Annotated in this window: 18 protein-coding genes and 1 pseudogene; 12 read left to right on the plus strand and 7 right to left on the minus strand. The window is 68.4% G+C overall.

Annotated elements, in window-relative coordinates; genetic code table 11:
- Positions 1-20 precede the first annotated feature (20 nt).
- Both AC1DJH_RS29955 and AC1DJH_RS29960 read left to right on the plus strand, forming a co-directional pair.
- A complete protein-coding gene (locus AC1DJH_RS29955) occupies positions 21-449 on the plus strand; it encodes a GlcG/HbpS family heme-binding protein (RefSeq protein WP_478188185.1) in 429 nt (142 codons plus the stop codon).
- Between the two features lie 34 nt (positions 450-483).
- Positions 484-1,764: an MFS transporter gene (locus AC1DJH_RS29960; RefSeq protein ID WP_478188186.1), complete on the plus strand. Its 1,281-nt coding sequence runs from the start codon at positions 484-486 to the stop codon at positions 1,762-1,764.
- A gap of 50 nt (positions 1,765-1,814) precedes the next feature.
- On the opposite strand, the gene AC1DJH_RS29965 is transcribed toward AC1DJH_RS29960, so the two are convergent.
- Positions 1,815-2,453: an NADPH-dependent F420 reductase gene (locus AC1DJH_RS29965; RefSeq protein WP_478188187.1), complete on the minus strand. Its 639-nt coding sequence runs from the start codon at positions 2,451-2,453 to the stop codon at positions 1,815-1,817.
- A 53-nt stretch (positions 2,454-2,506) separates the two neighbouring features.
- Positions 2,507-3,322 (minus strand): inositol monophosphatase family protein, encoded by an 816-nt coding sequence (locus tag AC1DJH_RS29970; protein WP_478188188.1) that lies wholly within the window; start codon positions 3,320-3,322, stop codon positions 2,507-2,509.
- A gap of 80 nt (positions 3,323-3,402) precedes the next feature.
- Between AC1DJH_RS29970 and AC1DJH_RS29975 the strand changes: the two genes are divergently transcribed.
- The gene (locus AC1DJH_RS29975; RefSeq protein ID WP_478188189.1) at positions 3,403-4,356 is read left to right on the plus strand and encodes a LysR family transcriptional regulator; all 954 of its coding nucleotides are present in this window, start codon (positions 3,403-3,405) and stop codon (positions 4,354-4,356) included.
- A gap of 93 nt (positions 4,357-4,449) precedes the next feature.
- Here the strand turns inward: AC1DJH_RS29975 and AC1DJH_RS29980 are convergent.
- The 3 genes and pseudogenes from AC1DJH_RS29980 to AC1DJH_RS29990 form a co-directional block, all read right to left on the minus strand.
- Positions 4,450-5,847, minus strand: a pseudogene (locus tag AC1DJH_RS29980) (GTP-binding protein); the annotation flags it as partial.
- Positions 5,848-5,981: 134 nt separating this feature from the next.
- A complete protein-coding gene (locus AC1DJH_RS29985; protein WP_478188190.1) occupies positions 5,982-7,223 on the minus strand; it encodes a D-alanyl-D-alanine carboxypeptidase family protein in 1,242 nt (413 codons plus the stop codon).
- A gap of 177 nt (positions 7,224-7,400) precedes the next feature.
- On the minus strand, positions 7,401-8,081 hold the full coding sequence (locus AC1DJH_RS29990) for a hypothetical protein (RefSeq protein WP_478188191.1): 681 nt from the start codon (positions 8,079-8,081) through the stop codon (positions 7,401-7,403).
- A gap of 92 nt (positions 8,082-8,173) precedes the next feature.
- Between AC1DJH_RS29990 and AC1DJH_RS29995 the strand changes: the two genes are divergently transcribed.
- The 7 genes from AC1DJH_RS29995 to AC1DJH_RS30025 all read left to right on the plus strand — a co-directional run bounded on the left by AC1DJH_RS29995 (position 8,174) and on the right by AC1DJH_RS30025 (position 14,476).
- Complete coding sequence (locus tag AC1DJH_RS29995; protein WP_478188192.1) at positions 8,174-8,980, plus strand: DUF3601 domain-containing protein; 807 nt, start codon at positions 8,174-8,176, stop codon at positions 8,978-8,980.
- Positions 8,981-9,507: 527 nt separating this feature from the next.
- Positions 9,508-10,533 (plus strand): glycosyltransferase family 2 protein, encoded by a 1,026-nt coding sequence (locus tag AC1DJH_RS30000; RefSeq protein WP_478188193.1) that lies wholly within the window; start codon positions 9,508-9,510, stop codon positions 10,531-10,533.
- On the plus strand, positions 10,530-11,375 hold the full coding sequence (locus AC1DJH_RS30005; protein WP_478188194.1) for a ChbG/HpnK family deacetylase: 846 nt from the start codon (positions 10,530-10,532) through the stop codon (positions 11,373-11,375). The genes AC1DJH_RS30000 and AC1DJH_RS30005 overlap by 4 nt, the downstream gene beginning before the upstream one ends.
- Positions 11,372-12,997, plus strand: coding sequence for a glycosyltransferase family 39 protein (locus AC1DJH_RS30010; RefSeq protein WP_478188195.1), 1,626 nt, complete (start codon positions 11,372-11,374; stop codon positions 12,995-12,997). The genes AC1DJH_RS30005 and AC1DJH_RS30010 overlap by 4 nt, the downstream gene beginning before the upstream one ends.
- Before the next feature lie 162 nt (positions 12,998-13,159).
- On the plus strand, positions 13,160-13,603 hold the full coding sequence (locus tag AC1DJH_RS30015; protein ID WP_472124692.1) for a hypothetical protein: 444 nt from the start codon (positions 13,160-13,162) through the stop codon (positions 13,601-13,603).
- 79 nt (positions 13,604-13,682) lie between these two features.
- Entirely contained in the window at positions 13,683-14,168 is a 486-nt protein-coding gene (locus AC1DJH_RS30020; protein WP_478188196.1) for a hypothetical protein, read from the plus strand.
- Positions 14,168-14,476, plus strand: coding sequence for a hypothetical protein (locus AC1DJH_RS30025; RefSeq protein ID WP_478188197.1), 309 nt, complete (start codon positions 14,168-14,170; stop codon positions 14,474-14,476). Before AC1DJH_RS30020 ends, AC1DJH_RS30025 begins: the two co-directional genes overlap by 1 nt.
- A 32-nt stretch (positions 14,477-14,508) precedes the next feature.
- Here the strand turns inward: AC1DJH_RS30025 and AC1DJH_RS30030 are convergent, their stop codons facing one another.
- Positions 14,509-16,332 (minus strand): sensor histidine kinase, encoded by a 1,824-nt coding sequence (locus tag AC1DJH_RS30030; protein ID WP_478188198.1) that lies wholly within the window; start codon positions 16,330-16,332, stop codon positions 14,509-14,511.
- A gap of 175 nt (positions 16,333-16,507) precedes the next feature.
- Here AC1DJH_RS30030 and AC1DJH_RS30035 point away from each other — a divergent pair, with 175 nt between their 5' ends.
- Entirely contained in the window at positions 16,508-17,527 is a 1,020-nt protein-coding gene (locus AC1DJH_RS30035) for a phosphotransferase enzyme family protein (protein ID WP_472124704.1), read from the plus strand.
- Positions 17,528-17,661: 134 nt separating this feature from the next.
- On the opposite strand, the gene AC1DJH_RS30040 is transcribed toward AC1DJH_RS30035, so the two are convergent.
- Positions 17,662-21,216 carry an indolepyruvate ferredoxin oxidoreductase family protein gene (locus AC1DJH_RS30040; RefSeq protein ID WP_478188199.1) on the minus strand — a complete coding sequence of 1,185 codons (3,555 nt, stop codon included), beginning with the start codon at positions 21,214-21,216 and terminating at the stop codon, positions 17,662-17,664.
- A 277-nt stretch (positions 21,217-21,493) separates the two neighbouring features.
- Between AC1DJH_RS30040 and AC1DJH_RS30045 the strand changes: the two genes are divergently transcribed.
- Positions 21,494-22,381: a LysR family transcriptional regulator gene (locus AC1DJH_RS30045; protein ID WP_409171121.1), complete on the plus strand. Its 888-nt coding sequence runs from the start codon at positions 21,494-21,496 to the stop codon at positions 22,379-22,381.
- The last annotated feature ends 364 nt before the right edge of the window (positions 22,382-22,745 follow it).

Here is a 22,745-nt window from a genome sequence, read left to right on the forward strand (position 1 = left end):
TTCAGCGCCACAGGACTGTCATGCCCAGACTCACCGAGACCCTGACGCTCGCCGATGCGAAGGCGATGGTCCTGGCCGCCGAGGCCTGCGCCTTGCGGCTCGGCATCGCCTACTCGATTGCCGTGGTGGACTGCGGCGGGCACCTGCTGCACTTCTCTCGAGGCGAGGCAGGCGTCGCCGGCTGTGCGGCGCTGGCGATCGACAAGGCGCACACCGCGGCGATGTTCGGCCACCCCACCGGCACGCTCGCTCGGCTGGCACAACCCGGTGCCGAGCTGTACGGCATCCAGCACGCGCTCGGTGGCCGCGCCGTGGTGTTCGGCGGAGGCCTTCCGATCCGCTCGAACGGCACCTTGGTCGGTGCCATCGGTGCCAGCGCGGGGAGCGTCGAGCAGGACATCGCGGTCGCGCAGGCCGGGGCGTCGGCCCTGGCCCCCTGCATCGACTGAATCACACACCCGACATCCAAAGAGCCTCCACACCATGTCCTCCAGCATCGCCCACGCCATCCCGGCAACATCGTTCGGCTCGCGCACGGCCTCCGCTGCTGCGGGGGCACCGCAAGTCAATTCGGGCATGACGCTCGCGGCCGCCATCGCGTGCATCGCACTGGTGGCCGTGGATCTGCGCCCAGGCATCGTCTCCATCGGCCCGATGCTCGAGCAGATCCGCAGCGCGTTCGGCATCTCGAACACCCAGGCCTCCCTGTTGACTGCCATTCCGAACGTTCTCATGGGGCTGCTGGCACTGCCTGCACCCTGGCTCGCGCGTCGCTTCGGTCGGGACCGGGTGATCCTGGCCGCGCTGGCGGTGCTGGGCATTGCCACCTTGTTGCGCGCCTTCGTGGGAACCACGGCTTCGCTGCTCGTCACCACCGCCGGCGTGGGCGCGGGCATCGCCGTCTCGGGTGCGTTGATCTCGGGCTTCGTCAAGGCCCGCTTCCCCCGGCATGTGTCCTTGCTGATGGGCCTGTATGCGATGTCGCTCGGCCTGGGCAGCACCCTTGCCGCCGCGATGACGGGGCCGCTGGCGGCGCTTGGCGGCGGCTGGCGTCTGGGCACCGGGTTCTGGGCGCTGCCCGGGCTCACGGCCATCGCCGCCTGGTTGTACGTGGCCGGCTCGCAAGACCCGGTCGATGCGCCCCGCGCAGTGTCGGCACAAGCCGCTTCTGTTCCCGGCGTCCCTGTGCATCCGGCGAGGTCCTCGAAGGCTTGGCTGGTGGCCTTCTACTTCGCGACCAACAACTTCCTGTTCTTTGGCCTGCTCTCGTGGATCGCACCGATGTACCGCGAATTCGGCAGCACCCACGCCTCGCACGGCACCGCCGGGCTGGCACTCGCCAGCTTCACGACCACCTTCATGCTCGCCAACCCGCTGCCCGCGTTGGTCGGCAAGTCCGACGACCGTCGAGGGGTGATCGGCTTGTTCGCCGGCATCGCGCTCGTGGGCCTGTGCGCGATGGCCATCGCGCCGGGCGCCATGCCCCTGCTCGTCATTCCCCTCGTTGCGGCAGGCATAGGAGGCTCGTTCTCCCTGGGCATGACCTTGCCGCTCGACCACACCTCCAGCCCTGACGAAGCCAACTCGTGGACATCTTTCGTGCTGTTCGTCGGCTACTTCCTGGGCGCGCTGGGGCCACTCACGCTCGGCTTGTTTCGCGACCTGACGGGAAGCTTCCATGTGTCGACCTGGGCGCTCGTCGCAGCAGGAACGCTGATGTTCTCGCTGGCACCTTTTCTTGCTCCGAGGCCAGCGCGCGGCTGAGGGCCGCGGCCTGCGGTTTTCGCGCAGCACTGGCGGGCACCGGGCGGTGCTCAGCGAGCGAGGCTCAGCGCGAAAGGCTTGAACCCGTACCGCCGCAGCACGTGCGGCACCATCAGCATCAGGGCCTCGGTGGCGCGCGCGCTCGCAATGTCGCCCAGGTCGACAATCCAGTCGGCCGGCCAGCCCAGGTCGCCGAGCAGCGCGACCACGGTCGCCTTCGCGCCTTCGTCGTTCCCCGAGACAAACACGCTTGCAGGCACCGACAGACTGCGTGGGTCGGCCATCACGCTGAACAGCATGGTGTTCAGCGTCTTCACGACGCGCGTGCCGGGCAATGCCTGCTGGAGGCGCTCGCCCAGGCTGCCCTCGGTGTAGAGCAGCCCGGCTGGCATGCCGTCGGCGCCGCGCGCCGAGGCGTTCGAGATGTCGATGAGGATCTTTCCTTCGAGCTCGGCGCGCAGCTCAGTCAGACGCGCGAGTGCGCTGTCGCCCGGTGTCGCGTTGACGACGATCTGCGCGCCGCCGGCGGCCGCGCGGGTGTCCATGTGGCGCACCGCAGGTCCGCTCCACTTTGCGGCGGCTGCGACCGGGTCGCGCGAGCCGATGGCGATGTCATGGCCGCTTGCGGCGAGCTTGCCCGCGAGTGCGCCGGCGACGCGGCCCGAGCCGAGGATGGAGATGTGGTTCATGGATTTTCCGTTGTGCGTGGAATGACAGAAGGTGAAAGGAAGGGGAGCGAGCCTCAGGCGACGACGGAAAGCGTTTGCACGGCCTCGCGCTGCAGCCCCGGCGCCGTGGCCAGGAAGTCCTCACTGTCCAGGCGCCAGGGTTTTCCGCGCAGGTCGCTGACCGCGCCGCCGGCTTCCTCGACAAGCAGGGCGCCCGACACCAGGCCCGAGCGCACGTTGCTGTGCTGCCAGAACGCATCCATCTGCCCACCGGCCACCATCGCCAGCTGGAAGGTCGCGGGCACTGTCACGCGCACCACCAGGGCTGCTTCCAGCATCGCGGTGACCGATTGGCCGATGCGGCGGTGGGTCTCGCTGCTTTCACCGGGGCGCGCCTGGCCGGTGGCCACCATGGCGCTGCGCAACTCGGTCTTGGCCGATGGGCGAAGCGGCATGCCGTCGACGAAGGCGCCGCCGCCGCGCACGGCGGTGTAGGTTCGCTCGGTGAGTGGCACATGCGCGACGGTCAGCACCGGAACGTTGTCGCGGACCAGCGTGGCCGTCACCCCCCAGTCCGGCTGGCCGTGCACATGGTTGATGTTGCCCTCGACCGGATCGGTGATCCACCACTCGCCCGGCGGCAGGGCTCCGCCTTCGAGTTCGTCCTCGACCCAGCCTGCGCCGGGCCGTGCAACCCGAAGCGCATCGCGCAGGCAGTCCAGCGATGCAGAGTCGTTGGCGTGGATGGCCGTCACGACGTCGTCGAACGTGGCGAGCGGCGCCGTGTGGCCGAAGCGCTCCAGCAACCGGGCGCCGGCCGCATGAACGGCGGCGATGACGGCGGGCAGCAGCAGGTGGTCGGTCGTCGGGGAAGTGGTTTCTGCGGGCATCGAAGCTCCTTGCTTGTTCAATGCGGCGGACCATATCAGTTAACCTCAAGTGCATCTTTGGTAGGAACGGAGTTACCTGAATGCAACTGGATCTGAACCTCTTGAGTGCACTCGATGCCCTGCTCGAAGAGGGCAGCGTGGCCGGCGCGGCGGCGCGCATGCATGTGTCGGCACCGGCCATGAGCCGCACGCTCGGGCGCATCCGCCGTGCCACCGGCGACCAGATCCTGGTGCGTACCGGCTGGACCATGACGCCCACACCGCATGCGATTGCAGTTCGCAGCGAGGTGCATGCGCTGGTGCAACAGGCAAACGCCGTGCTCTCACCGCAGCGGCCGTTGGATCTGGAGCAACTCGAACGCACCTTCACGCTGCAGTGTCACGACGCCATCGGCACGGCGATCGGCCCCGCGCTGCTGGCCATCGTGCAGGCCCAGGCACCGGGCGTGGCGCTGCGCCTGCTGGCCGAAGCCGCCACCGACACCAACGACCTGCGCCACGGCCAGGTCGACCTGGAGATCGGTGCGGCCGTGCCGTCTCAGCCCGAAATCCGCCACGAGACCATCGGCGAGGACCGCTTGGTGCTGGCCGTGCGCAGCGGTCATCCGCTGGCGAGCGGCAAGGCCGACCTTGCGCGCTATGCGCGCGCACAGCACCTGACGGTGTCGCGCCGCGGTCGTCTCAGCGATCCGGTCGACAAGGCGCTGGCCGCGCTGGGCCTGCGCCGGCGCGTCGTCGCTTCGGCGCCCACGAGCACGGCTGCGTTGCTGTTCGTGCGGCAGAGCGATCTGGTCGTGGTCGTGCCAGAGCAGATGTGCCGTTCGGCTGTCGTCGCACTGGGGCTGCAGACCTTGCCCCTGCCGCTCAAGATGACTGCGGTGCCCGTGCACCAGGCGTGGCACCAGCGCTACGACACCGACAACGCGCACAACTGGTTGCGCGCGCAGGTGCGCGAGGCGATGCGCACGGTCTTCGACGCGGAGAAGCCCGCGCGCAGCGGCCCGCGCAAGGCACGCGCCGCGCGCGCTGGCTGAGCCTTGCTGGATCCGCCGGGTTGCGCGGACCACTGCATGGCGCGCCGCCGGGCGTCAGGGGTCTGTGCCGGACCGCGGGTGTTCCGGCTGCAGCGGGCGCGTCTGCACCTCGAGGTGGTACACCTCGCGCAAGCGGTCGAGCACGGTACGCAGGTGAAGCTCGCCCAGGCCGTAGAGGACCGTCTCGTGGGTGGCCGTCACATGCTCGATGCGCAGGCAGGGATCTTCGGCTGCGAGCTTGCCAAGGGTCTCCCAGGTGCGCTGCTCGTCGCCATGGCGCCGGGGCGCCACGGCCAGACCGTGCATCGGCACCGGAAACGCCAGCGGCGCGAGATGGACATGGCTGTCTTCGGCCGCGTCGTGCAGCACGGCATCGAAATGAATGTCCTCGACCTTGGCCACCGCCACGATATCGCCCGGCAGCGCGTTCGACACCTCGACATGGTCCTTGCCCTGGAGCATGAACAGGTGCCCGACCTTGAAGGGCTTGCGGCCGTCGCCGATGTAGAGCTGGCTCTCGCGTGTGAGCGTGCCCTGGTGCACGCGCAAGATGCCCATCTTGCCGACGTAGGGGGCGTTCGTGACCTTGAACACGTGCGCCAGCACGTGCAGCGAAGGGTCGGGCCTGGCCTCCATGGGCTTGGCCCCTGCGCCCTCGCCAACGATGAAGTTCGGCGGGTTGGCCTCGCTCGGGTCGGGCAGGAGCTTGACGATCACGTCCAGCAGCTCGCCCACGCCGGCACCGCTGCGCGACGAAACGAAGCACACGGGAATCAGGTGGCCTTCGCGCAGCGCCTGTTCGAGCGGCGCATGCAGCTCGGCCGGATCCACGTCGCCCTCCTCGAGGTAGCGGTCGACGAAGGCCGCGTCGACCTCGACCACCTGCTCCACCAGCGCGCGGTGCGCCGCTTCGACGGGGCCGAAGTCGGACTGCCCGAAGCGGTTGAAGAAGCAGTCCACCACCTGCTTGGGGACCCCGGCGGGCAGGTTCAGCGGCAGGCATTCGCGCCCGAAGGTCGTCTGGATGTCGGCCAGCAGGGCCGAGAGGGAGACGCCCTGCGAGTCGATCTTGCTGACGATGATCATGCGAGCCAAGCCGCGCGAGGCCGCGTACGCCATCATGCGCACCGCCATCGGCTCGATGCCGGTGGCGGCATTGATGACCACCGCCGCCGTCTCCACCGCCTCCAGCGCCGGCAGGCTCTGGCCGAGGAAGTCCGGGCCGCCGGGCGTGTCGATGAGGTGGATGCGCGTGCCGGCATGGGTGAGGTGCATCACCGATGCGTTGAGCGAGTGCTGCATGCGGCGCTCCAGCGGGTCGTGGTCGCTGACGGTGCTGCCGCGCTCTATGCTGCCGCACGCCTTGATGGCACCCGCCTTGTACAGCAGGGCCTCCGCGAGGGAGGTCTTGCCGGCGGCTGCGGCGCCGACCAGCGCCAGTGTTCGCACCGCGTTCACGTCGGCCGCGAGGCCGTTCGACCGGTTCGGCATGGCTGGACTCCTTTGCGCGTTCGCAAGGCCGGCCCGGCGGATCGCAAGGGCTTGGGTGTTGCGCGTTGGCGTCGGGTCAGCCTACGGGATTGACCGTGCCGATGCAAGCTGATTGCGGCCGCATCCCGCGCGCTTCACTTGCCGAACAACCGGGTCAGGCGTTGCCACATGCGCAGGAAGAAGCCTGCCCGTTCCACGTCAGCCTGCGCAATCAGCGGCGCCTCGCCCACCGGTTTGCCGTTCGATTCCGCGATGACCTTGCCGATCACCTTTCCCTTGGCCACCGGCGCCTCCAGGTCCGGCTTGACCTGCACCGAGGTGCTCACTTTCTGGCCGCGCGGCACCGTTACCGTCCAAGGCGAGCCCAGGCCCGCGGCCACAGTGTCGGCCTTGCCGAAGATGATCTTGGGCGTCGCAACGACCGCGCTGGGCTGGATGGGGGTGGCCTGCTCGAAGTTGGCAAATCCCCAGCCGAGCAGCGAGCGCGTCTGGTCGGCGCGCGCCTGCATGCTGTTGGTGTTGAGGATCACCGTGATCAGGCGCATCCCGTTGCGCTTGGACGAAGTGACGAGACAGTAGCCCGCGTCCTGGGTGTGGCCGGTCTTCAGACCGTCGACGGTGGGGTCGGTGTAGAGCAGCGCGTTGCGATTGCCCTGCTTGATGCCGTTGTACTTGAACTCACGCTCCGCGTAGATCGGGTAGTAGTCGGAGCTGTCGCGGATGATCGCGCGCGCCAGGATCGCGAGGTCCCGCGCAGACGACTTGTGCTCGGGATCGGGCAGGCCCGTGGCATTCACGAAATGCGTGTGCGTCATGCCCAGGCGCTGGGCTTCGGCGTTCATGAGCTTGGCAAAGCCCTCTTCGGAGCCGGCCATGTGCTCGGCGATGGCCTTGGACGCGTCGTTGCCCGACTGGATGATGATGCCGCGCAGGATGTCGATGACCGTGGCCTGGCTATTGAGCGGCAGGTACATGCACGACTCGGTGCTCGAGCCGCGGCACCAGGCGTTCTGGCTGACCGACACGAGATCGTCCTTCTTGAGCTTGCCCGACCGAAGTGCCTGCTCGACCAGGAAGCTGGTCATCATCTTGGTCAGCGATGCCGGCGGGAGCGGTTCGTCGGGGTTGGCCGAGGCGAGCACCTCGCCCGATTCGAAGTCCATCAGCAACCATGCCTTGGAGGCCAGCGCCGGCGGCCCGCCGACAACCGCGGTTTGTCCGGCTGCGGGCTCCGCGGCAGGCGCGGCGGCGGCGGGCTTCTTGTGGGCTGCTGGCTTGGCGGCATGGGAGGCAGCGACAGCTGCTGCGCCGGGAACCAGGGCGCCGGAGGCGATTGCGAACGCGAGCGGGAGGAGGGAGAAAGTCTTGAGTTGCATTGGCTTACAGGAGGGAAAACGGAGAGTTCGGCGCGTCGAGCGAGTTCGATTGTGCTTGGAGGATCAACAAGCGCAACGCAAGTTCGCCAAACAGGCGGGTTTTCTGAAGTTGTAAGCGGTTCGACACATGGAGGATGTGGCACCGGGCGGAACCCGCCCGCCCCAGGCGGCCCCGGCTCACACGGATGAGCGCGACAGCGTGGCCAATTTCTTTCGGGCGCTTTGCAGGAAGCCGACCCGCTCGACGGGCAGCCGGGCCTTCGTCTCCCCGAGCGCGATGAGCTCGAACGCGCAAGCCGCGGAAAGCTTGGCTGCGAGCGGGTCGCGCGGCGCGAGGCCGTCGAGCATGGAAATCGATACGACATGCACCTTCAGATGACGGTGGAGGGTTTTCGAAAGCTTCTGGCAGGCCGTGGTCATGGCGGCCTCATCGGGCGTGAGCTGGCCGTGCGCGACCAGCAACTCCACGGTGCCGTCCTTGTCTTCGCCCAGCATGACGGCGCGCACGACCGAGTCCTTGAACCTGGAGCGCAGCATCGAACGGATCGGCTCGGCGGCTGCGAACGACTTCAACGCGATAGTGCGCAGCTCGGCGTAGAAAACGAAGGAACGGTCGACCTGGACAGTTTCGGCAAGCTCGGGCTCCTCCGCCACCTGCGCCTCCGCTCGCGCCTTCGGCTTTTGCCTTTTCAGCATGCCGCTGGCGACGAGGTGCTCCAGGGTGCGCGCCACATCGGCGGAATCGAGCTTCGAACGCTGGGCAAGCTCACTGGTCGAGAACTGTTGGTCGGGAGCCGCGTAGACGACCTTCAGGAGCTTCTGCACCTCGGGGGCGAAGAGGAAATCTGCTGCGCTCATTTTTTGCTGGATCCGTACAAGGGGTCCGCATTATCGAAGCGCGACCAACTAAAGTCGGCCGCAATCGACCCCACAACGCCGACGCAACGAACATGCATGGACCCCAACCCTCCGGCACCTGGACCGGCCGTGAACCGGCAAAGGCCTGGGGCCCGCTGCAGCCCGGGCGCAGCTACGAAGTGCGCGAGAGCTTTGTCGATTACGACGGCATAGAACACCCCGTCGGTGAAAGCTGGCGCTTCCTGGGCTCCAGCTTCCTGCCGTACGACGATGGGCTGTCGCTGTTCGTCTCGCTCGACGGGCGCGACGAATGGCACATCCGGCTGCAAGACAGGCCCACGGAACAGGCGTCGGTCGTTCGCAGGCTGGGCGACCATGTCGTGCCGCTCGACGCCTCGCAGCACGACGCTGCGGGCGCGCTGCCGGACGAGCGCGAATGGCATCTGGCATTGCGCCTGCGCGGGTGGCGCTGGTTCGCCGTTTATGCGGGGTCCGGCTTCGTGGCGGGAGCCGTTGGCGGGGCAGCCATTGCGGCAGTCGCGCTGCCCGACAGCCAGGTTGACGGGGCCGCTGCCCGGGCGCTGTGGGCTGGGGCTTCGATGCTGCTGCTCGGGCTTATGTTCGGCGGCATCGGGCTGGTGCTGGGCTGGCGAACACTGCGCCGCGTGCAGTGGGAGATGCTGGCTACGGCGTTGTCGCCGGGCACGCCTGCTGAGGCGGTGAGGGCTTTCCTGGGTGAGCCGAATGGGGGGCGCATCGAGCTCTTTCCTGCGTCTGCCGATGCTGCTGCGACGACGTGGGTGTATCGGCCGGCGTTGCACCAGGGATTGCGTTATCGGGGGCGACTGGCGGTGGACTTCGATATGCGCGAGCGGGTGGTCGCGCTGCGGAGGGTTTGAGAGCGCCATTCCAACGGTATGGAGGTGGCACTGCGGACAGGACTTCAACGCCTGGTTGATGGCGAAGCCACAGCAAGTTGCGCCTCGGCTGTCGTGCTTTCAAACAGCGCCGCTGTGACGACAGTTGATCGGCCGCACACCGACAGCGTGAGCGTATTCAGAGCACTCGTCGATCGGGGCACGCCAGCAGTGTGTCCCAGTGCGCAGTGCCTTGGCCCTGCCTGCTCGGCGCCCGCATTCCCAACGATGCTGACCGCGCACTGACCCCGTGAGATGCGTCTTTGGAGGCAAGGTCATTGCGTTTTTTTCTATTACGAAAGTGATAATTCCCAGCTAAGTCTTGGGTGCTAGATCCACAACCGATTGCCCCTGCGACGAGCCGTGATGTCGGCTGTCCGTACATCGTTTCTGGAGCATTCGCTGGTGATGACCGCTGCCTTTCACACACGTGCCGACACGCCGCTCGTCGCATCCAAGATGTGCCTGCACGGCAAGTTCGCAGCGGGGCGCCGGTCATGAGTGCGGTCATGCGCGAGGCGCCCCAGCTGGTGCAGGTGCACCAGGTGAACCAGGTGCCTCAAGTGCAGACACCCGCCCCATCGCCGCGACCACGCAGCCTGTCTTGCGTGTTGCCCTGCTTCAACGAGGCGCTGAACCTGCGCCAGCTGCTGCCGCAATTGCAGGCGATGCTGCGCGCCACGCAGCTGCGTTGGGAAATCATCGTGGTCGACGACGGCAGCACCGACGACACGGAAGGCGTCACGCGCGAGTGGTGCGTCACATCGGGCTTTCGCTGCATCTCGCTGTCGCGCAACTTCGGCAAGGAGGCCGCCATCACCGCGGGCCTGGCCGCTGCCTCGGGCGACGCGGTGGTGCTGCTCGACGGCGACATGCAGCACTCGCCGGCGCTGGTGCGCGCCATGGTCGACCACTGGCTGGCAGGAGCCGAGGTGGTCTACGCGGTGCGCGACGACCGCAGCGGCGAAGGGCGCCTGAAGAAGCTGGGCACGCGGTTGTTCTACAAGCTGCTGAACGCGTCCGACCGCTTCGACGTGCCCGAGAACGCGGGTGACTTTCGCCTCATGGACCGCAAGGTGGTTGACGTGCTCACCAGCCTGCCGGAGCGCAGCCGGTTCATGAAGGGCCTGTATGCGTGGGTCGGATTCCGGGCCGTGGCATTGCCCTACACGCCCGCCCCGCGCGCGCAGGGCCGCAGCCATTTCAACGGGCGTCGGCTCGTCAGGCTGGCGCTCGACGGCCTCACCGCCTTCACCACCTGGCCGTTGCGCATGGTGAGCGTGGTGGGGCTCATGCTGGCACTGCCTGCCTTTGCCTACGGCATCTATGTGGTGGTCGACCACATGGTCTTCGGCAACGAGGTGTCGGGCTGGGCCACCATCGTGGTGAGCCTGATGTTCTTCATTGGCGTGCAGATGATCTCCACCGGCATCGTCGGCGAGTACGTTGCGCGGATCTTCGAAGAGGTCAAGGGCCGCCCCGTGTACGTGGTGCGGGAGCAGAGCGGCACCGGGCTCGACGTGGGAGAGGCATGACGGCGCGTGCGTCCGGCACGCAGCAGCTGTGCATCTGTGCCGACGACTTCGGCATGAGCAGTGGCATCAATGCCGCGGTGCTCGACCTGATCGAGCGGCGCAAGCTCACCGCCACCGGCTGCCTCGTGCAGCGCGAGGCGTGGGGCCTGGGGCTGCTGTCGCTGCGGCGCGTCGAGCCCGAACGCGTGGATGTCGGCCTGCACCTGGACCTGACGCCGCCGCGCGCGCCGGGCGGCGACGAGCCCGGGCTCGGCCCCTTGCTTCTTCGCACCTGCACCCGGACCGCATCGCGGCAGGGCCTGCAGCGTGCCATTGCCGACCAGCTCTCGCGCTTCGAGGACGGCATGGGCCGGCCGCCCGCGTTCGTCGACGGGCATCGACACGTGCATCAGTTTCCCGTGGTGCGGCGTGCGCTGCTGGACGAACTGTCGAACCGCTACGGCGCTTCGCTGCCGTGGCTGCGCAACACCAGGCCGCGCACGGCGCACGGCGCCGGCGCGTTCAAGGCGCACGTCATTCATGCGCTGGGAGGTCGCGCGCTGGCACGCGAGGCGGTGCGAAGGTCGCACCCGATGAGCCACGCGCTCCTGGGTGTCTACGACTTCGCGGGCGGCCTCGACGGCTACCGCACGCGGCTGCTCGCATGGCTGGGCGCCGCGCGCAGCGGCGACGTGCTGATGTGTCACCCGTCGTTGGACGGCACACCCGCAACGCCGCACGGCGAGGCGCGCATCGCTGAATACACGGTGCTCGTCGCCATGGATTTTCCGTGGACCTCGCCCACGGGCGACCGCGTGGCGCTGGCGCCGTGGTCGCGGCACGTGGAGCCTGCCCGCGCATGAAGTCGGCCTCCGGAAACATGGCATCGGCGCGCGGTCCTTCATGGGTGCGTTCCGCCTGGCCTGCCTTTGCGCCCCTGGGCGACCAAGCGCGCATCGTGCTGGCCCTGGCGGCGATGGCCCTCGTGTGGACCTTGTCCATTGCGTTCTTCTATCCCACGCCGCCCTGGGACAACGTCGAGGAACTGTTCTGGGCCGGCAGCTTCGGGTTCGGCTACTACAAGCACCCGCCGCTGCCGAGCTGGATCATGGGCCTGCTGGTGCGGCTCGCGGGCCGCGAGCCGTGGCTGACCTATGCCGCCGGCGTCGCATGCGGCGCGGGGGCGCTGTTCATCGTGTGGAAGTGGGCGCGCGAGTTGGTGACGCCCCAGCGCGCCGCGCTGGCGCTCGTGCTGGGCACGCTGGTGACCTACCACGTGCAGCGCGCCACGATCTACAACCACAACACCGTGCAGCTGGTGTCGCTGGCCGGCTATTGGTGGATGTTGTGGCGCGTGCTCCGGGCGCCGTCTTCCCGCTACAGGGACTGGGTGTACCTGGGGTGCTTTGCGGCCCTGGCGTTCCTGACCAAGTACAGCGCGGTGGTGCAGTTCGCGGTGGGCTTCGCATTCATCGTCCGGCACGGCCTGTGGCGCGCCAGGCACGTGCAGGCCGGCCTGGCGCTCGCCGGCGCCGTGGCCCTGTTGTTGCTGGCGCCGCACTTCGTGTGGATGTTTCGCCATCCGGATCTCTCGATTGCCTACGCGCTGCACTCCGTGCATTCGAAGCCGCCCGACGTCTACAGCTACCGCAGCCTGCTTCACGTGGTGACGCAGCAGGTCGGCCGGCTGCTGCCGATGGTGCTGCTGGCCGCCTGCCTGTGGCACACGCGGACGAAAAAAGCCCCGCAGACCCGGCATGCGCCGGTGCCCGCCGGCACCGCCTTCGACAGGCGCTTCCTGGCCTGGGCGACCTTCGGCCCCGTGTGCGCGGTGCTGCCGCTGGCGGCCGTGCTGCAGATCACGCTGCTGCCTTCGTGGCTCACCACGTTCTTCCTGCCCGCGGCGTTGTGGGCAGTGGTGAATGTGCCGGGGCTGGACGCGGAGCACTGGACGCGCCGGCGCTGGCGCATCGTCGTGGCGGTCACCGTCTGTGTGCATGTTGCGGCGGCGCTGGGCCAGGGCTGGGTCGAGGGCGTGGGGAGCAAGAAGCTCGGCTACATGACGCGCGCCAATCTTCCGGCCGCGGACGTCGCGCTGGCGCTGGACGACATCTGGCAAAGCCGTGTCGGTCGTGTCAGCGGTGTGCCCTTCACGCTGCTCGTGGGCGACACCTGGTTCGCCGGTGCGGTGGCCTTGAAGATGGACCCGTCTGTGCAACTCCTCGTCGACGCGCAGGAGCGCGATTCGCCCTGGCTGGCGCCGGGCGCCCTGGCGCGCCAGGGCGGCATGGTGGTGATTCTCGACAACCCCGACTTCCTGTCCGAAGGCGTGATGCTGGAGCCGACGCTCGGCGCGGCCGACTGCCGCGGTTCGCTGCTGGTTCCCTGGACGGGGAAGGGCGCAAGCCAGAGCGTGCGCATACGCTGGGGCATCCTGCTTCCGCGCGGCGGCGCGGCGCGGCAATGCGCTCCGCCGGTTCGCTGACCCGAGCGCAGCGCCCGCATCCACGCCTTGCGCCGTCGCGCCGTCGCACAGCCGGAGTTGCTTTCGCCTACACGCGCTGCCTGCCCACCCCGACACCGCGTGCGGCCGGGTTTTGCACAAATAGCGTCTTCGCAACTTGTTGCTCACTCTCGAAAGACCGCCATGGCAGACGACGCTAAGACCCCTTCCCAACTGGCCGACGAGGCCCGCCAGGCCGGCCAGGACGCCACCAAGGCCGCCAGCGGACTGGCCGAAGAGGCCAAGGCGATCGCCGGCGACACGGTGCGGACCCTGCGCGCCGGTGCCGACGATGCCAAGGCCGCTGCTGGCGAAGCGCTGGACACGGCGCGCGGCGTCGCCGCCGACGCGAAGGACGTGGCCGCGGACGCCCTGGACACCGGCAAGGCCTATGCCCGCAATGCGGTGAACGAATCGGGCAAGAAGATTGCCAGTCTCAGGGAGCATGCGGCGCACTGGCAGGAATCTTGCTCCAAGCAGATCGCAGCCGAGCCGATGAAGTCGGTGCTGGTTGCAGCGGCCGGCGGCGCGTTGCTGGCCGGACTGCTGCTGGCGTTCGACCGTTCGCCGCGTCGCTACTTCAACTGACGCGCCGATGTCTCCCCGGCCTTCGTGGCCGTGGAACTCGAGGCCGACCAACGTGCCATGACTATCGTGCGGAACCACCATGACTGAAGCGCTCACCCCCAAGGAAAGACTCGCCCTGTCCCGTGCCAGCCTGCTGGCGGCGATGGGCTACAGGAAAGTGGCCACGGACACCGGCGAGCAGATCGTTCGCGTGGTCAAGGAACCCGAACCCGCGGCAGCCGCCGCCACCTGGAGCCGGCGCGTCGAGGACAAGATCGAGCGCAGCATGGTGGGAAGCTGGTGGCGCCGCAGCCATCTGAGCACGGTGACCGAGTTGGGCAGGCCGTTTCTTCAGGACTACGCCGCCAGGCACCCGGGCAAGCTGATGGCCTATGCGGCCGGCGCCGGTTCGTTGATCGTGCTGGTCAAGCCCTGGCGCTTGCTGTCGCTCGGCATGATCGTGGGGCTGGTGGTGCGCAGCACCGACATCGCCGGCATGGTGTCCGACTATCTGGTTCCGCAGCTGGGGGACACCGATGCGCCGCGGGACGATTTTCTCGATCAGGCGCCAGGCAGGAGCGCGTGATGGAACCGATGAAGCCCATGAAGCCGATGGAGCCCATGAAGCCCATGCCTGCGCCAGACGACTCCTGGTGGCCCGAAGGCCTGTCCAACCCGTCCAGCACCGGCGGGCAGGACGGCGTGCGCTACGCCTTCTTCCCCGAACAGCGGCGGCTGGTGGTGGCGAAAGACGGCCGCGTCAGGCAATACGACACGGGCAGCCACCAGATCTCGGGCGTCAGCCAGCAACAGCAGGATTCACAGGGCGGAATGCCGACCTTCGCCAGCCAGGACGGCCCGGTCGATCTGGGCTCGCTGAAAGAAGTCGGTTAGCAGCCGCCGAGCAGCTGCTCCTATCTTTTTCTTCAGTCGGCGAACGGAGCGGCGGCGCGCACCGGCAGGTGCAGGCACATCGACGACGCGCCGGCAGCCGACTGCAAAGTCAGCGTGCCGCCCAGTGCCGCCGCACGCGCGCGCATGTTGGTCAGCCCCCGTCCCGCGGACTTCGCGGTCACGTCGAAGCCCTTGCCGTTGTCGCACAGCGTGACTTCGATGGCCTCGTCCGTCGGCTCGGCCGTGGTGCCCTGCTGAATGCGCCGTGCGCTGAGGCTGGCCCGTGTCGCGGCTGAATGCGCCGTCAAGTTGGCGAAGGCCTCGAACAGCAGCATCTGCAACTGGTGAGACTCGCGTGCGCTCCAGCCGGCCATGGGCGGCAGGCGGCCGACGTCCCAGTGCAGGTCGATGCCGGCGGCCTGCAGGCGCGGACCCAGCCGGTAGCGCACGCTGCCCAGGGTCGAGGCCACGTCGCCCTCGTCGGCATGCATGGCGTCCACGGTGAGCTTGAGCTGGTCCACCGCGTCGCGCAGGTGCAGCGTGACGTCGTCGCGCGCCGCCCCCGGCTGCTGGGCGATGCGCAGCAGCCCGACGAGCTGGCCGCCCAGCCCGTCGTGCAGGTCCTGCACCAGCCGCTGGCGTTCCTCCAGCGCGCCGCGCGCCTTTTCTCCCTCTCGTTCGCGTGCGAAGGCAGCCTCCAGGGCGGCGTTGCGCTCGGCGAGTTCGGTCTCCAGCGCGGCGTTCATCTGCACCATCGCATGGGCGTCCTTGCGCATGCGCTCCGCAATGACCCAGGCCAGCGTGACGGCGAACCCCACCCAGGCGAAGCGTATCCAGGGCACCATCGCATAGGCCTCGGGGGAGGTTCGCATGACCCACACGTCGCGCACGCCGCACAGCACGATCAGCACCACGGCCAGGCCCAGCACGCGGTGTTCCAGCACGGCGCTGCGCAGCGCCACCCGCAGCACGACGACCATCATCGCCAGTGCGGACAGCAGGGCCAGGCCCCGCCACAGCGGCATCAACCACAGCCAGGGCACCATGATGCCCAGCACCGCCGCCACGGGTGCCAGCCAGGCCATCAGGCCCAGCAGGCGGGCCAGCCGGCTGTCGCCGCGCCCCACCACCGTCAGCGCGAAGCGGCACAACAGCGGCACCGCCGCCTGGAACGCCGCCAGCGGGAGCACGCCCCACCAGGGCCAGGGCAGCGGCACATGCGTGAAAAGCACGCGTGCCGTCTGCAGCGACCACAGCAACTCTCCGAGGCCGTAGTAGAGATAGATCGATTCACGCTGGCGCAGCCACACCAGCAGCGACAGCGCGCCCAGCACGCCGCTCACGATGGCGATGAAGCGCCCGCCGCTCACCTGCCAGAACAGGGCGCTTTCGTACAACGGAAGAATCTCGGCCTCGCTGCCCGCCACCACCAGGGACAGCCCGCCCTGGCGCGCGGTCTGCGCCGCAATGGCAACTTCCACGCGCCGCGGCGCCGCCGAACCGGTGGCCGGCAGCACGATGTACTGGGGCGTCGTGGAGGCATCGTCGTAGGGCCCGGGTGGAAAGGCACCGAAGCGCGCCACCTCCCGGCCGTCCACCGAGATACGAAAGCTGTTGCCCACGCGCGGCACGAACAGCGCCATGGGGGCGGTGGGGTCGGCCACCGGGAGCTCGAACGCGAAGTGCGCCTGCCCGTCGACCGCGTCCCGCTGGTCCCAGTCATACGGCAGGGCCACGGTCTGCGGGGCTTGGGCCTGTCCGCGCACGGTCAGCGTGAGCCTGGCGTGGTCCACCACGGTCAGCGCCTGCGCGGAAACGTGCCAGCCCAATCCCACCGCCGCGAGGAGGATCAGCAACAGCAGGCGCCATCCGAGCGCTTCATTTCGAGGACCCATGACGGCGGCAACTGTAGCAACATTCGCTTGCAAAACTGCCGTTAATTTGCGCATGTACGGCCGCAGATGCCTTGCCGGGTGCGGCGGTCGTGAGGGCTGCCACTGCATAATCGCGCCCTTTTCCCTTGGAAGCCGGATGCAAATCGAGATCGCGCAATCCACGCCCACGGCCGCCAGCATTTCGATGCTCGTGCAGGCGGGCTATGACTTGGGCGAGGTCGTCGAGAGTGAATTTCTACGGCGCAGCTTCAACCAGGTCTATCGACTGAGTTTTGCGAGCGGGAAACGCGTGGTGGCTCGGCTGTGCGCCGACCGGCCCCGCGGCGCGCCCAACGGGTTGTTCGAGTCGGCCGCGCTGCGGCACTGGGCCGAGGCCGGATGCCGTGTCTCGCGCTGCCTGCCGGCGGCCAACGGTGAAGTGGCCATCCAGGTGAAACTGCCCGAGGGCTCGCGAGCGCTGATGCTGTTCGAGCACCTGGACGGCGAGTTCACCAGCGAGGCAGGCGAGGACATCGAAGCCTTCGCGCGCGGGCTGGCTGCCCTGCACATCGCCGGCGAGAGCTACGAGGGGCCGAGCAGCGCCTACTGCCTGGACCTGGACTACCTGCTCCTGCACCCGCTCGAAGGCCTGCTGCGCGCCCCGACCATGACGGCCGAGCTGCGCCCGCAATTCGAGGCCCTGGCCCGGCGCCTGCAGGACGACATCCTGTCGCTGGGCGAACTGAGCCGCGTGCTGTGCCACGGCGATGCGCACGGCAGCAACAACTTCGTGGTGGACGGCATCGGCGCGCAGAAGGGCCGCCGCGAGGCCGTGTTCTTCGACTTCGACGAGGCCGGCCCCGGCTACCTCGCCTACGAACTGGCGGTGTACCCCTGGAGCCTGCATCCGCACACGCCCGACGGCGTGGCGAGCGACAAGGCCAAGGCCAAGTGGCTGCACTTCATCTCGGCGTATCGCGAGGTGAGGCCCGTGGCCGATGCCGACCTGGCGGCCATTGCGCGCTTCATGTCGATCCGGCAGTTCTGGCTGCTGGGCGAGTATTCGGGGCGCATCGACGTCTGGGGGTCGCAAGCCATCCCCACGGACTACCTGCGCCGCCAGATCACCATGCTGCGCAACTGGCAGACGCTGGAGCTGCCGCTGCTGCAGGGCTAGCTAGCCGATGCGGTTGACGCCGCACCAGCGCGCCATGAACACCGCCAGCACCGCGGTGACCTGTACCACGCTGTCGATCGACACCCACTCGTCGATCCAGGCGGGCCGGCGCGCCGTTTGTTGCGGATGCCGTGTCAGGCGGCCAGTGCTTCCGCCTTCGGTGCGGTCTTCGAGGCGCGGGGAACGCCCGCGTCCAGCTGCTTCGCCAGCGCGCTCCATCGCACCCGCGCCGACACCACGCTTTCTTCCTTCACATGCCCGAACCCGCGAATCTGCTCCGGCAGGCGTGCGAGCGCGAGCGCGGTGTCGAAGTCGACGCGGTCGAATCGCGCCACCACGTCTTCGACCATCGCGCGGTAGTCGGCGATCAGCTGGCGCTCCATGCGCCGCTCGGCCGTGCGCCCGAACACGTCGAGCGCGGTGCCGCGCAGCCCGCGCAACTTCGCGAGCACGCGAAACGCATTCATCATCCACGGCCCGAAGCTCGTCTTCACCGCACGGCCTTGCGCATCGCGGCGGCCCAGCACCGGCGGCGCCAGGTGAAAGCGCAGCACGGGCTTGCCTTCGAACTGCTCGGACAGCTTCTCGATGAAGCGCTTGTCGGTGTACAGGCGCGCAACCTCGTACTCGTCCTTGTAGGCCATGAGCTTGAAGAGGCCCGAGGCCACCGCCTTCGCGAGCAGCGTGGTGCCGCGCGCGCGGTGTTCGGCTGCGCGCACCCGCTCCACCAGTTCGGCATAGCCCTGCGCGTAAGCGGCGTTCTGGTACGAGGTGAGGAACGCGATGCGGTCCGTCACCAGGGCCTCGAAGCCCTGCGGCCGCTGCAGCGCCACCACCTTCGCTGGTGCGGCCTGCCGCGTGACGGCGGCCAGATCGAGCGCCGCCTTGCGGCCCCAGCGGAAGGCGGCCTGGTTGGCCTTGATGGCCACGCCGTTGATCTCGATAGCCCTGTCCAGCGCCTCGGCAGAGAGTGGCACGCAGCCCTTCTGGAACGCGAAGCCCAGCAGGAACAGGTTGGCTGCAATGGCGTCGCCCATGAGCCGTGTGGCGAGCTGCGTGGCGTCGATGAAATCGGCGCGGCCTTCGACCGACTCCTCGATCAGCGCGCGCACCTGCGCGGCGGGGAACTCCCAGTCGGGCTGCTGCGCGAAATGCCCCGTCGGCTGCTCGAAGGTGTTGACCAGCGCATAGGTGCGCCCCGGCCGCATGCGCGCGATGGCGTCGGGCGCGCCGGCCGTGAGCATGTCGCACCCGAGGATCAGGTCGGCCTCGCCCGTGGGAATGCGCTGCGCCTTCAGTTGCGCCGCGTCGCGTGCGATGCGCACGTGCGAAGTGACCGAGCCGTTCTTCTGCGACATGCCCGTCATGTCGAGCACGCTCACGCCCTTGCCCTCGAGGTGCGCCGCCATGCCGATCAGCGCGCCGATGGTGATCACGCCCGTGCCGCCGATGCCGGTGATCAGGATGTTGTGCATGCCTTCGAGCGCTGGCTGCGGCGGTGCTGGCAACGGCGGCTCTTCGGCTGCTGCCTTTGCCGCGACCGGCGCCTGCTTGCGCGGCTTCAAGCCTTCCACCGTCACGAAGCTCGGGCAGAAGCCCTTGATGCACGACTCGTCGGCGTTGCACGCGCTCTGGTCCACGCTGCGCTTCAGGCCCAGGTCGGTTTGCTTGGGCAGCAGCGCGGTGCAGTTCGACTGCTCGCCGCAATCGCCGCAGCCTTCGCACACCGCGTCGTTGATGAACACGCGCCGCGCGGCCTGCGCAAACTCGCCCTTCTTGCGACGCCGGCGCTTCTCCGCCGCGCACACCTGGTCGTAGATCAGCACCGACACGCCCTCGAAGTCGCGCAGCGTGCGCTGCACCGCGTCCATGTCGTCGCGGTGGTGCACGGTCAGCACGAAGCCGTCGCGGTCGGCGGGCAGGGGGCTGCGGTCGGCCCAGCGCGCCGGGTCTTCGGCCACCAGCGCGAGGCGCTTCACGCCCTCTGCGGCCATCTGGTGTGCGATGCGCGGCACGTTGATGGGCCCGTCGACCGGCTGGCCGCCCGTCATCGCGACCGCGTCGTTGTAGAGGATCTTGTAGGTGATGTTCACGCCCGCCGCCACCGCCGCGCGGATCGCCATCGAGCCCGAGTGGTAGTACGTGCCGTCGCCCAGGTTCGCGAACACGTGCCTGCGTTTGGAGAACCACGCCTGCCCCAGCCACGGCGCGCCTTCGCCGCCCATGTGCGTGGTCGTCTTGTTGTGCTCGGGGTAGATGGCCGTGGCCATCACGTGGCAGCCGATGCCCGCGAGCGCCAGGCTGCCTTCGGGCACCTTGGTGGAGGTGTTGTGCGGGCAGCCCGCGCAGTACCAGGCCGGGCGCGAGGGCGTGGCCACGGCCTTGCCCAGCACCACGTCCTTCGCGTCGAGAATCGCCAGCCGCATGCGGATGCGGTCGCTGGTGTGAAAGCGCGCCACGCGCGCCGCGATGACGCGTGCGATCTGCGCCACCGAGAAGTCCGCCGTGGCCGGCAGCAGCCACTGGCCGCGCGGGTGCGCGCCCCATTCGCCCTGCTCGTCGAACTTGCCGATCACGCGCGGGCGCACGTTCTCGCGCCAGTTGTACAGGTGCTCCTTGAGCTGGTACTCGACGATCTGGCGCTTTTCCTCGACCACCAGAATTTCTTCGAGCCCGTCGGCGAACTCGCGGATCGAGTCGGGCTCCAGCGGCCACGGCATCGACACCTTGAACAGCCGTATGCCGATGCGCGCGGCCTCGTCGGCGTCGATGCCCAGTTCTTCCAGCGCTTCGAGCACGTCGCGGTACGACTTGCCCGAGGCCACGATGCCCAGTCGCGCCTTCGGCGAATCGATGGTCACGCGGTTCAGCTTGTTGGCGCGCGCGTAGGCGATGGCGGCGTAGATCTTGTAGTCCTGCATCAGCGCCTCCTGCTTGCGCGCCTGCACGCCCAGCGTGTCGGTCGACAGGCGCGCGTGCACGCCGCCGGGCGGAAACACGAAGTCCACGGGCAGCCGCGTGTGCACGTCGAGCGCGCCCGCCGCGATGGAGCCCGACGACTCCACCGTGTCGGCCAGCGCCTTGAAGCCCACCGGCAGCCCGGCAAAGCGCGACATCGCGAAGCCGTGCAGGCCGAGCTCGATGTACTCCTCCACGCTTTGCGGATAGAGCATCGGGATCATCGAGGCCGCGAACAGGTGGTCGCTCTGGTTGGGCAGCGTGGAAGAAGACGCGCCGTGGTCGTCGCCCGCCACCAGCAGCACGCCGCCGTGGGGCGAGGTGCCTGCGTGGCTCATGTGCTTGAACACGTCGCCGCAGCGGTCCACGCCGGGCGCCTTGCCGTACCACATGGCGAACACGCCATCGACCGCGCTCTCGCCCGTCAGATGCACCTGCTGCGTGCCCCACACGGCGGTGGCGGCCAGCTCCTCGTTCACGCCGGGCAGAAACTTGACGGCGTTGGCCTCCAGCTCCGGCTGGGCTTTCCACAGCGCTTCGTCGAGCCCGCCGAGCGGCGAGCCGCGGTAGCCCGAGACGAAGCCCGCGGTGTTCAGGCCCGCCTGCTGGTCGCGCCATTTCTGCACGAGCATGAGGCGCACCAGCGCCTGGATGCCGCTGAGGTAGATGCGGCCTTCGGTGGCCGTGTATTTGTCGTCCAGCGCAACGCTGGCCAGTTCGTGGGATGCCATGACTGAAAAAGACTCCGGGTAGGACTCGTGGAACGCGGGCGTGGCCCCGGTAAGGAGCCGGCTCGCTGTGTGCCGCGCCGGGGTAGACGGCGGGGCAACAACGATTCTTCAGTGTTGCGAACGGAAAGTGCTTCTTCTTTTTGGCAGACCGGCCGGCTTTGCGGAAGATCTGTCTTCTAACGGCGCCATCCGCCGAAAGGATTTCGGTGAGGGCCGTTCGGCTTGCTGGCCGACAATGGCGACCCCCGCCGACCGACCGGAACCCCACCCTACACCGATGAGACCCGACCTCGATTCGCTCGCGCTGTTCCTGCGCGCCATTGAGCACGGCAGCCTGTCGAAGGCCGCTGCCGAGAGCCACATGGTGCTGTCGGCCGCGAGCCGCCGCCTGGCCATCCTCGAAGGCCACCTGGGCGTGGCGCTGCTCAACCGCAGCTCGAAGGGCGTGACGCCCACGGGCGCCGGCGAGTCGCTGGCCATGCATGCGCGCCAGATACTGCGCGACGTCGACCGCATGCGCGCCGACCTGTCGGACTATGCGCAGGGCGCCACGGGCCGGGTGCGCCTGCATGCCAACGCCTCGGCCATGGGCCAGTTCCTGCCCGACGACGTGGCGAGCTTTCGCCAGCGCTACCCCGAGATCCGCGTGAGCGTGGAGGAGCACCGCAGCGTCTATATCGTGCAGGCCATTCGCGACCGCCAGGCCGACGTGGGCGTCATCACGAGCGAGGCGGCCGACCCGGCGCTGCACTTCATTCCGTACCGCACCGACAGGCTGGTGGCCATCGTGCGGCAGAAGCATCCGTGGCGCGGGCGCGAGGTGTCTTTCGAGGAGCTGCTCGACTTCGACTTCGTGGGGCTCGAGGACGACTCGGCCATTTCACGCACCATGGAAGACGCGGCCATGAGCGCACGCAAGGTGCTGCGGCTGCGCGTGCGGGTGAAGAGCTTCGAGGCGGTGTGCCGGATGATCGAGGCCGGCATGGGCGTGGGCATCTTGCCCGAGGGGGCGGCGGTGACTTACCGCAAGGAGATGAAGCTGCGCTTCATCAACCTGACCGATGCGTGGGCTTCGCGGCGCATGTACCTGTGCACGCGGCAGGAGGCGTTGAGTTTTCCGCAGCGCCGGTTGGTCGATCATTTGTTGGCGCGGGGCATGCCTTAGGGATCGGATGCGGGTTTCGGGGCGGCGCTCACGCCGCCGGGGTACCTTGCTCCGCGAATGTCCCCCGGGGCTTCGCCCCTCCTCCTTTATTTCGCTGCGCAAGGCACCCCATCGACGTGAGCTTTCAGCGCAGCGGTGGACCGCCAGTCACGTCGCGGCTCGCGAAGCAAATGTGGCCTTTCGTCACGCGCCGGCACGCACCCATGAAGGCCGCGCGCGACGCATTGCGGAAGCTGCATTTGTTGGCGGTTGCCGAGACTTTCGTGCCGCACGGAACGGCAGTTTCGGTGGGCCGTTCTCTAAAGTGGACGCCCCTGTCACTCAACCACCCATCAAGGGAACACGGAAGGCGCTGCACACACAA

The organism is Variovorax sp. 10N412, assembly GCF_056394985.1.

What these genes read in the sequence shown, in the direction of transcription:
- AC1DJH_RS29955 (WP_478188185.1), top strand. Translation starts at nt 21, where the DNA reads ATGCCCAGACTCACCGAGACCCTGACGCTCGCCGATGCGAAGGCGATG.
- AC1DJH_RS29960 (WP_478188186.1), top strand. Translation starts at nt 484, where the DNA reads ATGTCCTCCAGCATCGCCCACGCCATCCCGGCAACATCGTTCGGCTCG.
- AC1DJH_RS29965 (WP_478188187.1), bottom strand. Translation starts at nt 2,453, where the DNA reads ATGAACCACATCTCCATCCTCGGCTCGGGCCGCGTCGCCGGCGCACTC.
- AC1DJH_RS29970 (WP_478188188.1), bottom strand. Translation starts at nt 3,322, where the DNA reads ATGCCCGCAGAAACCACTTCCCCGACGACCGACCACCTGCTGCTGCCC.
- AC1DJH_RS29975 (WP_478188189.1), top strand. Translation starts at nt 3,403, where the DNA reads ATGCAACTGGATCTGAACCTCTTGAGTGCACTCGATGCCCTGCTCGAA.
- AC1DJH_RS29985 (WP_478188190.1), bottom strand. Translation starts at nt 7,223, where the DNA reads ATGCAACTCAAGACTTTCTCCCTCCTCCCGCTCGCGTTCGCAATCGCC.
- AC1DJH_RS29990 (WP_478188191.1), bottom strand. Translation starts at nt 8,081, where the DNA reads ATGAGCGCAGCAGATTTCCTCTTCGCCCCCGAGGTGCAGAAGCTCCTG.
- AC1DJH_RS29995 (WP_478188192.1), top strand. Translation starts at nt 8,174, where the DNA reads ATGCATGGACCCCAACCCTCCGGCACCTGGACCGGCCGTGAACCGGCA.
- AC1DJH_RS30000 (WP_478188193.1), top strand. Translation starts at nt 9,508, where the DNA reads ATGCGCGAGGCGCCCCAGCTGGTGCAGGTGCACCAGGTGAACCAGGTG.
- AC1DJH_RS30005 (WP_478188194.1), top strand. Translation starts at nt 10,530, where the DNA reads ATGACGGCGCGTGCGTCCGGCACGCAGCAGCTGTGCATCTGTGCCGAC.
- AC1DJH_RS30010 (WP_478188195.1), top strand. Translation starts at nt 11,372, where the DNA reads ATGAAGTCGGCCTCCGGAAACATGGCATCGGCGCGCGGTCCTTCATGG.
- AC1DJH_RS30015 (WP_472124692.1), top strand. Translation starts at nt 13,160, where the DNA reads ATGGCAGACGACGCTAAGACCCCTTCCCAACTGGCCGACGAGGCCCGC.
- AC1DJH_RS30020 (WP_478188196.1), top strand. Translation starts at nt 13,683, where the DNA reads ATGACTGAAGCGCTCACCCCCAAGGAAAGACTCGCCCTGTCCCGTGCC.
- AC1DJH_RS30025 (WP_478188197.1), top strand. Translation starts at nt 14,168, where the DNA reads ATGGAACCGATGAAGCCCATGAAGCCGATGGAGCCCATGAAGCCCATG.
- AC1DJH_RS30035 (WP_472124704.1), top strand. Translation starts at nt 16,508, where the DNA reads ATGCAAATCGAGATCGCGCAATCCACGCCCACGGCCGCCAGCATTTCG.
- AC1DJH_RS30040 (WP_478188199.1), bottom strand. Translation starts at nt 21,216, where the DNA reads ATGGCATCCCACGAACTGGCCAGCGTTGCGCTGGACGACAAATACACG.
- AC1DJH_RS30045 (WP_409171121.1), top strand. Translation starts at nt 21,494, where the DNA reads ATGAGACCCGACCTCGATTCGCTCGCGCTGTTCCTGCGCGCCATTGAG.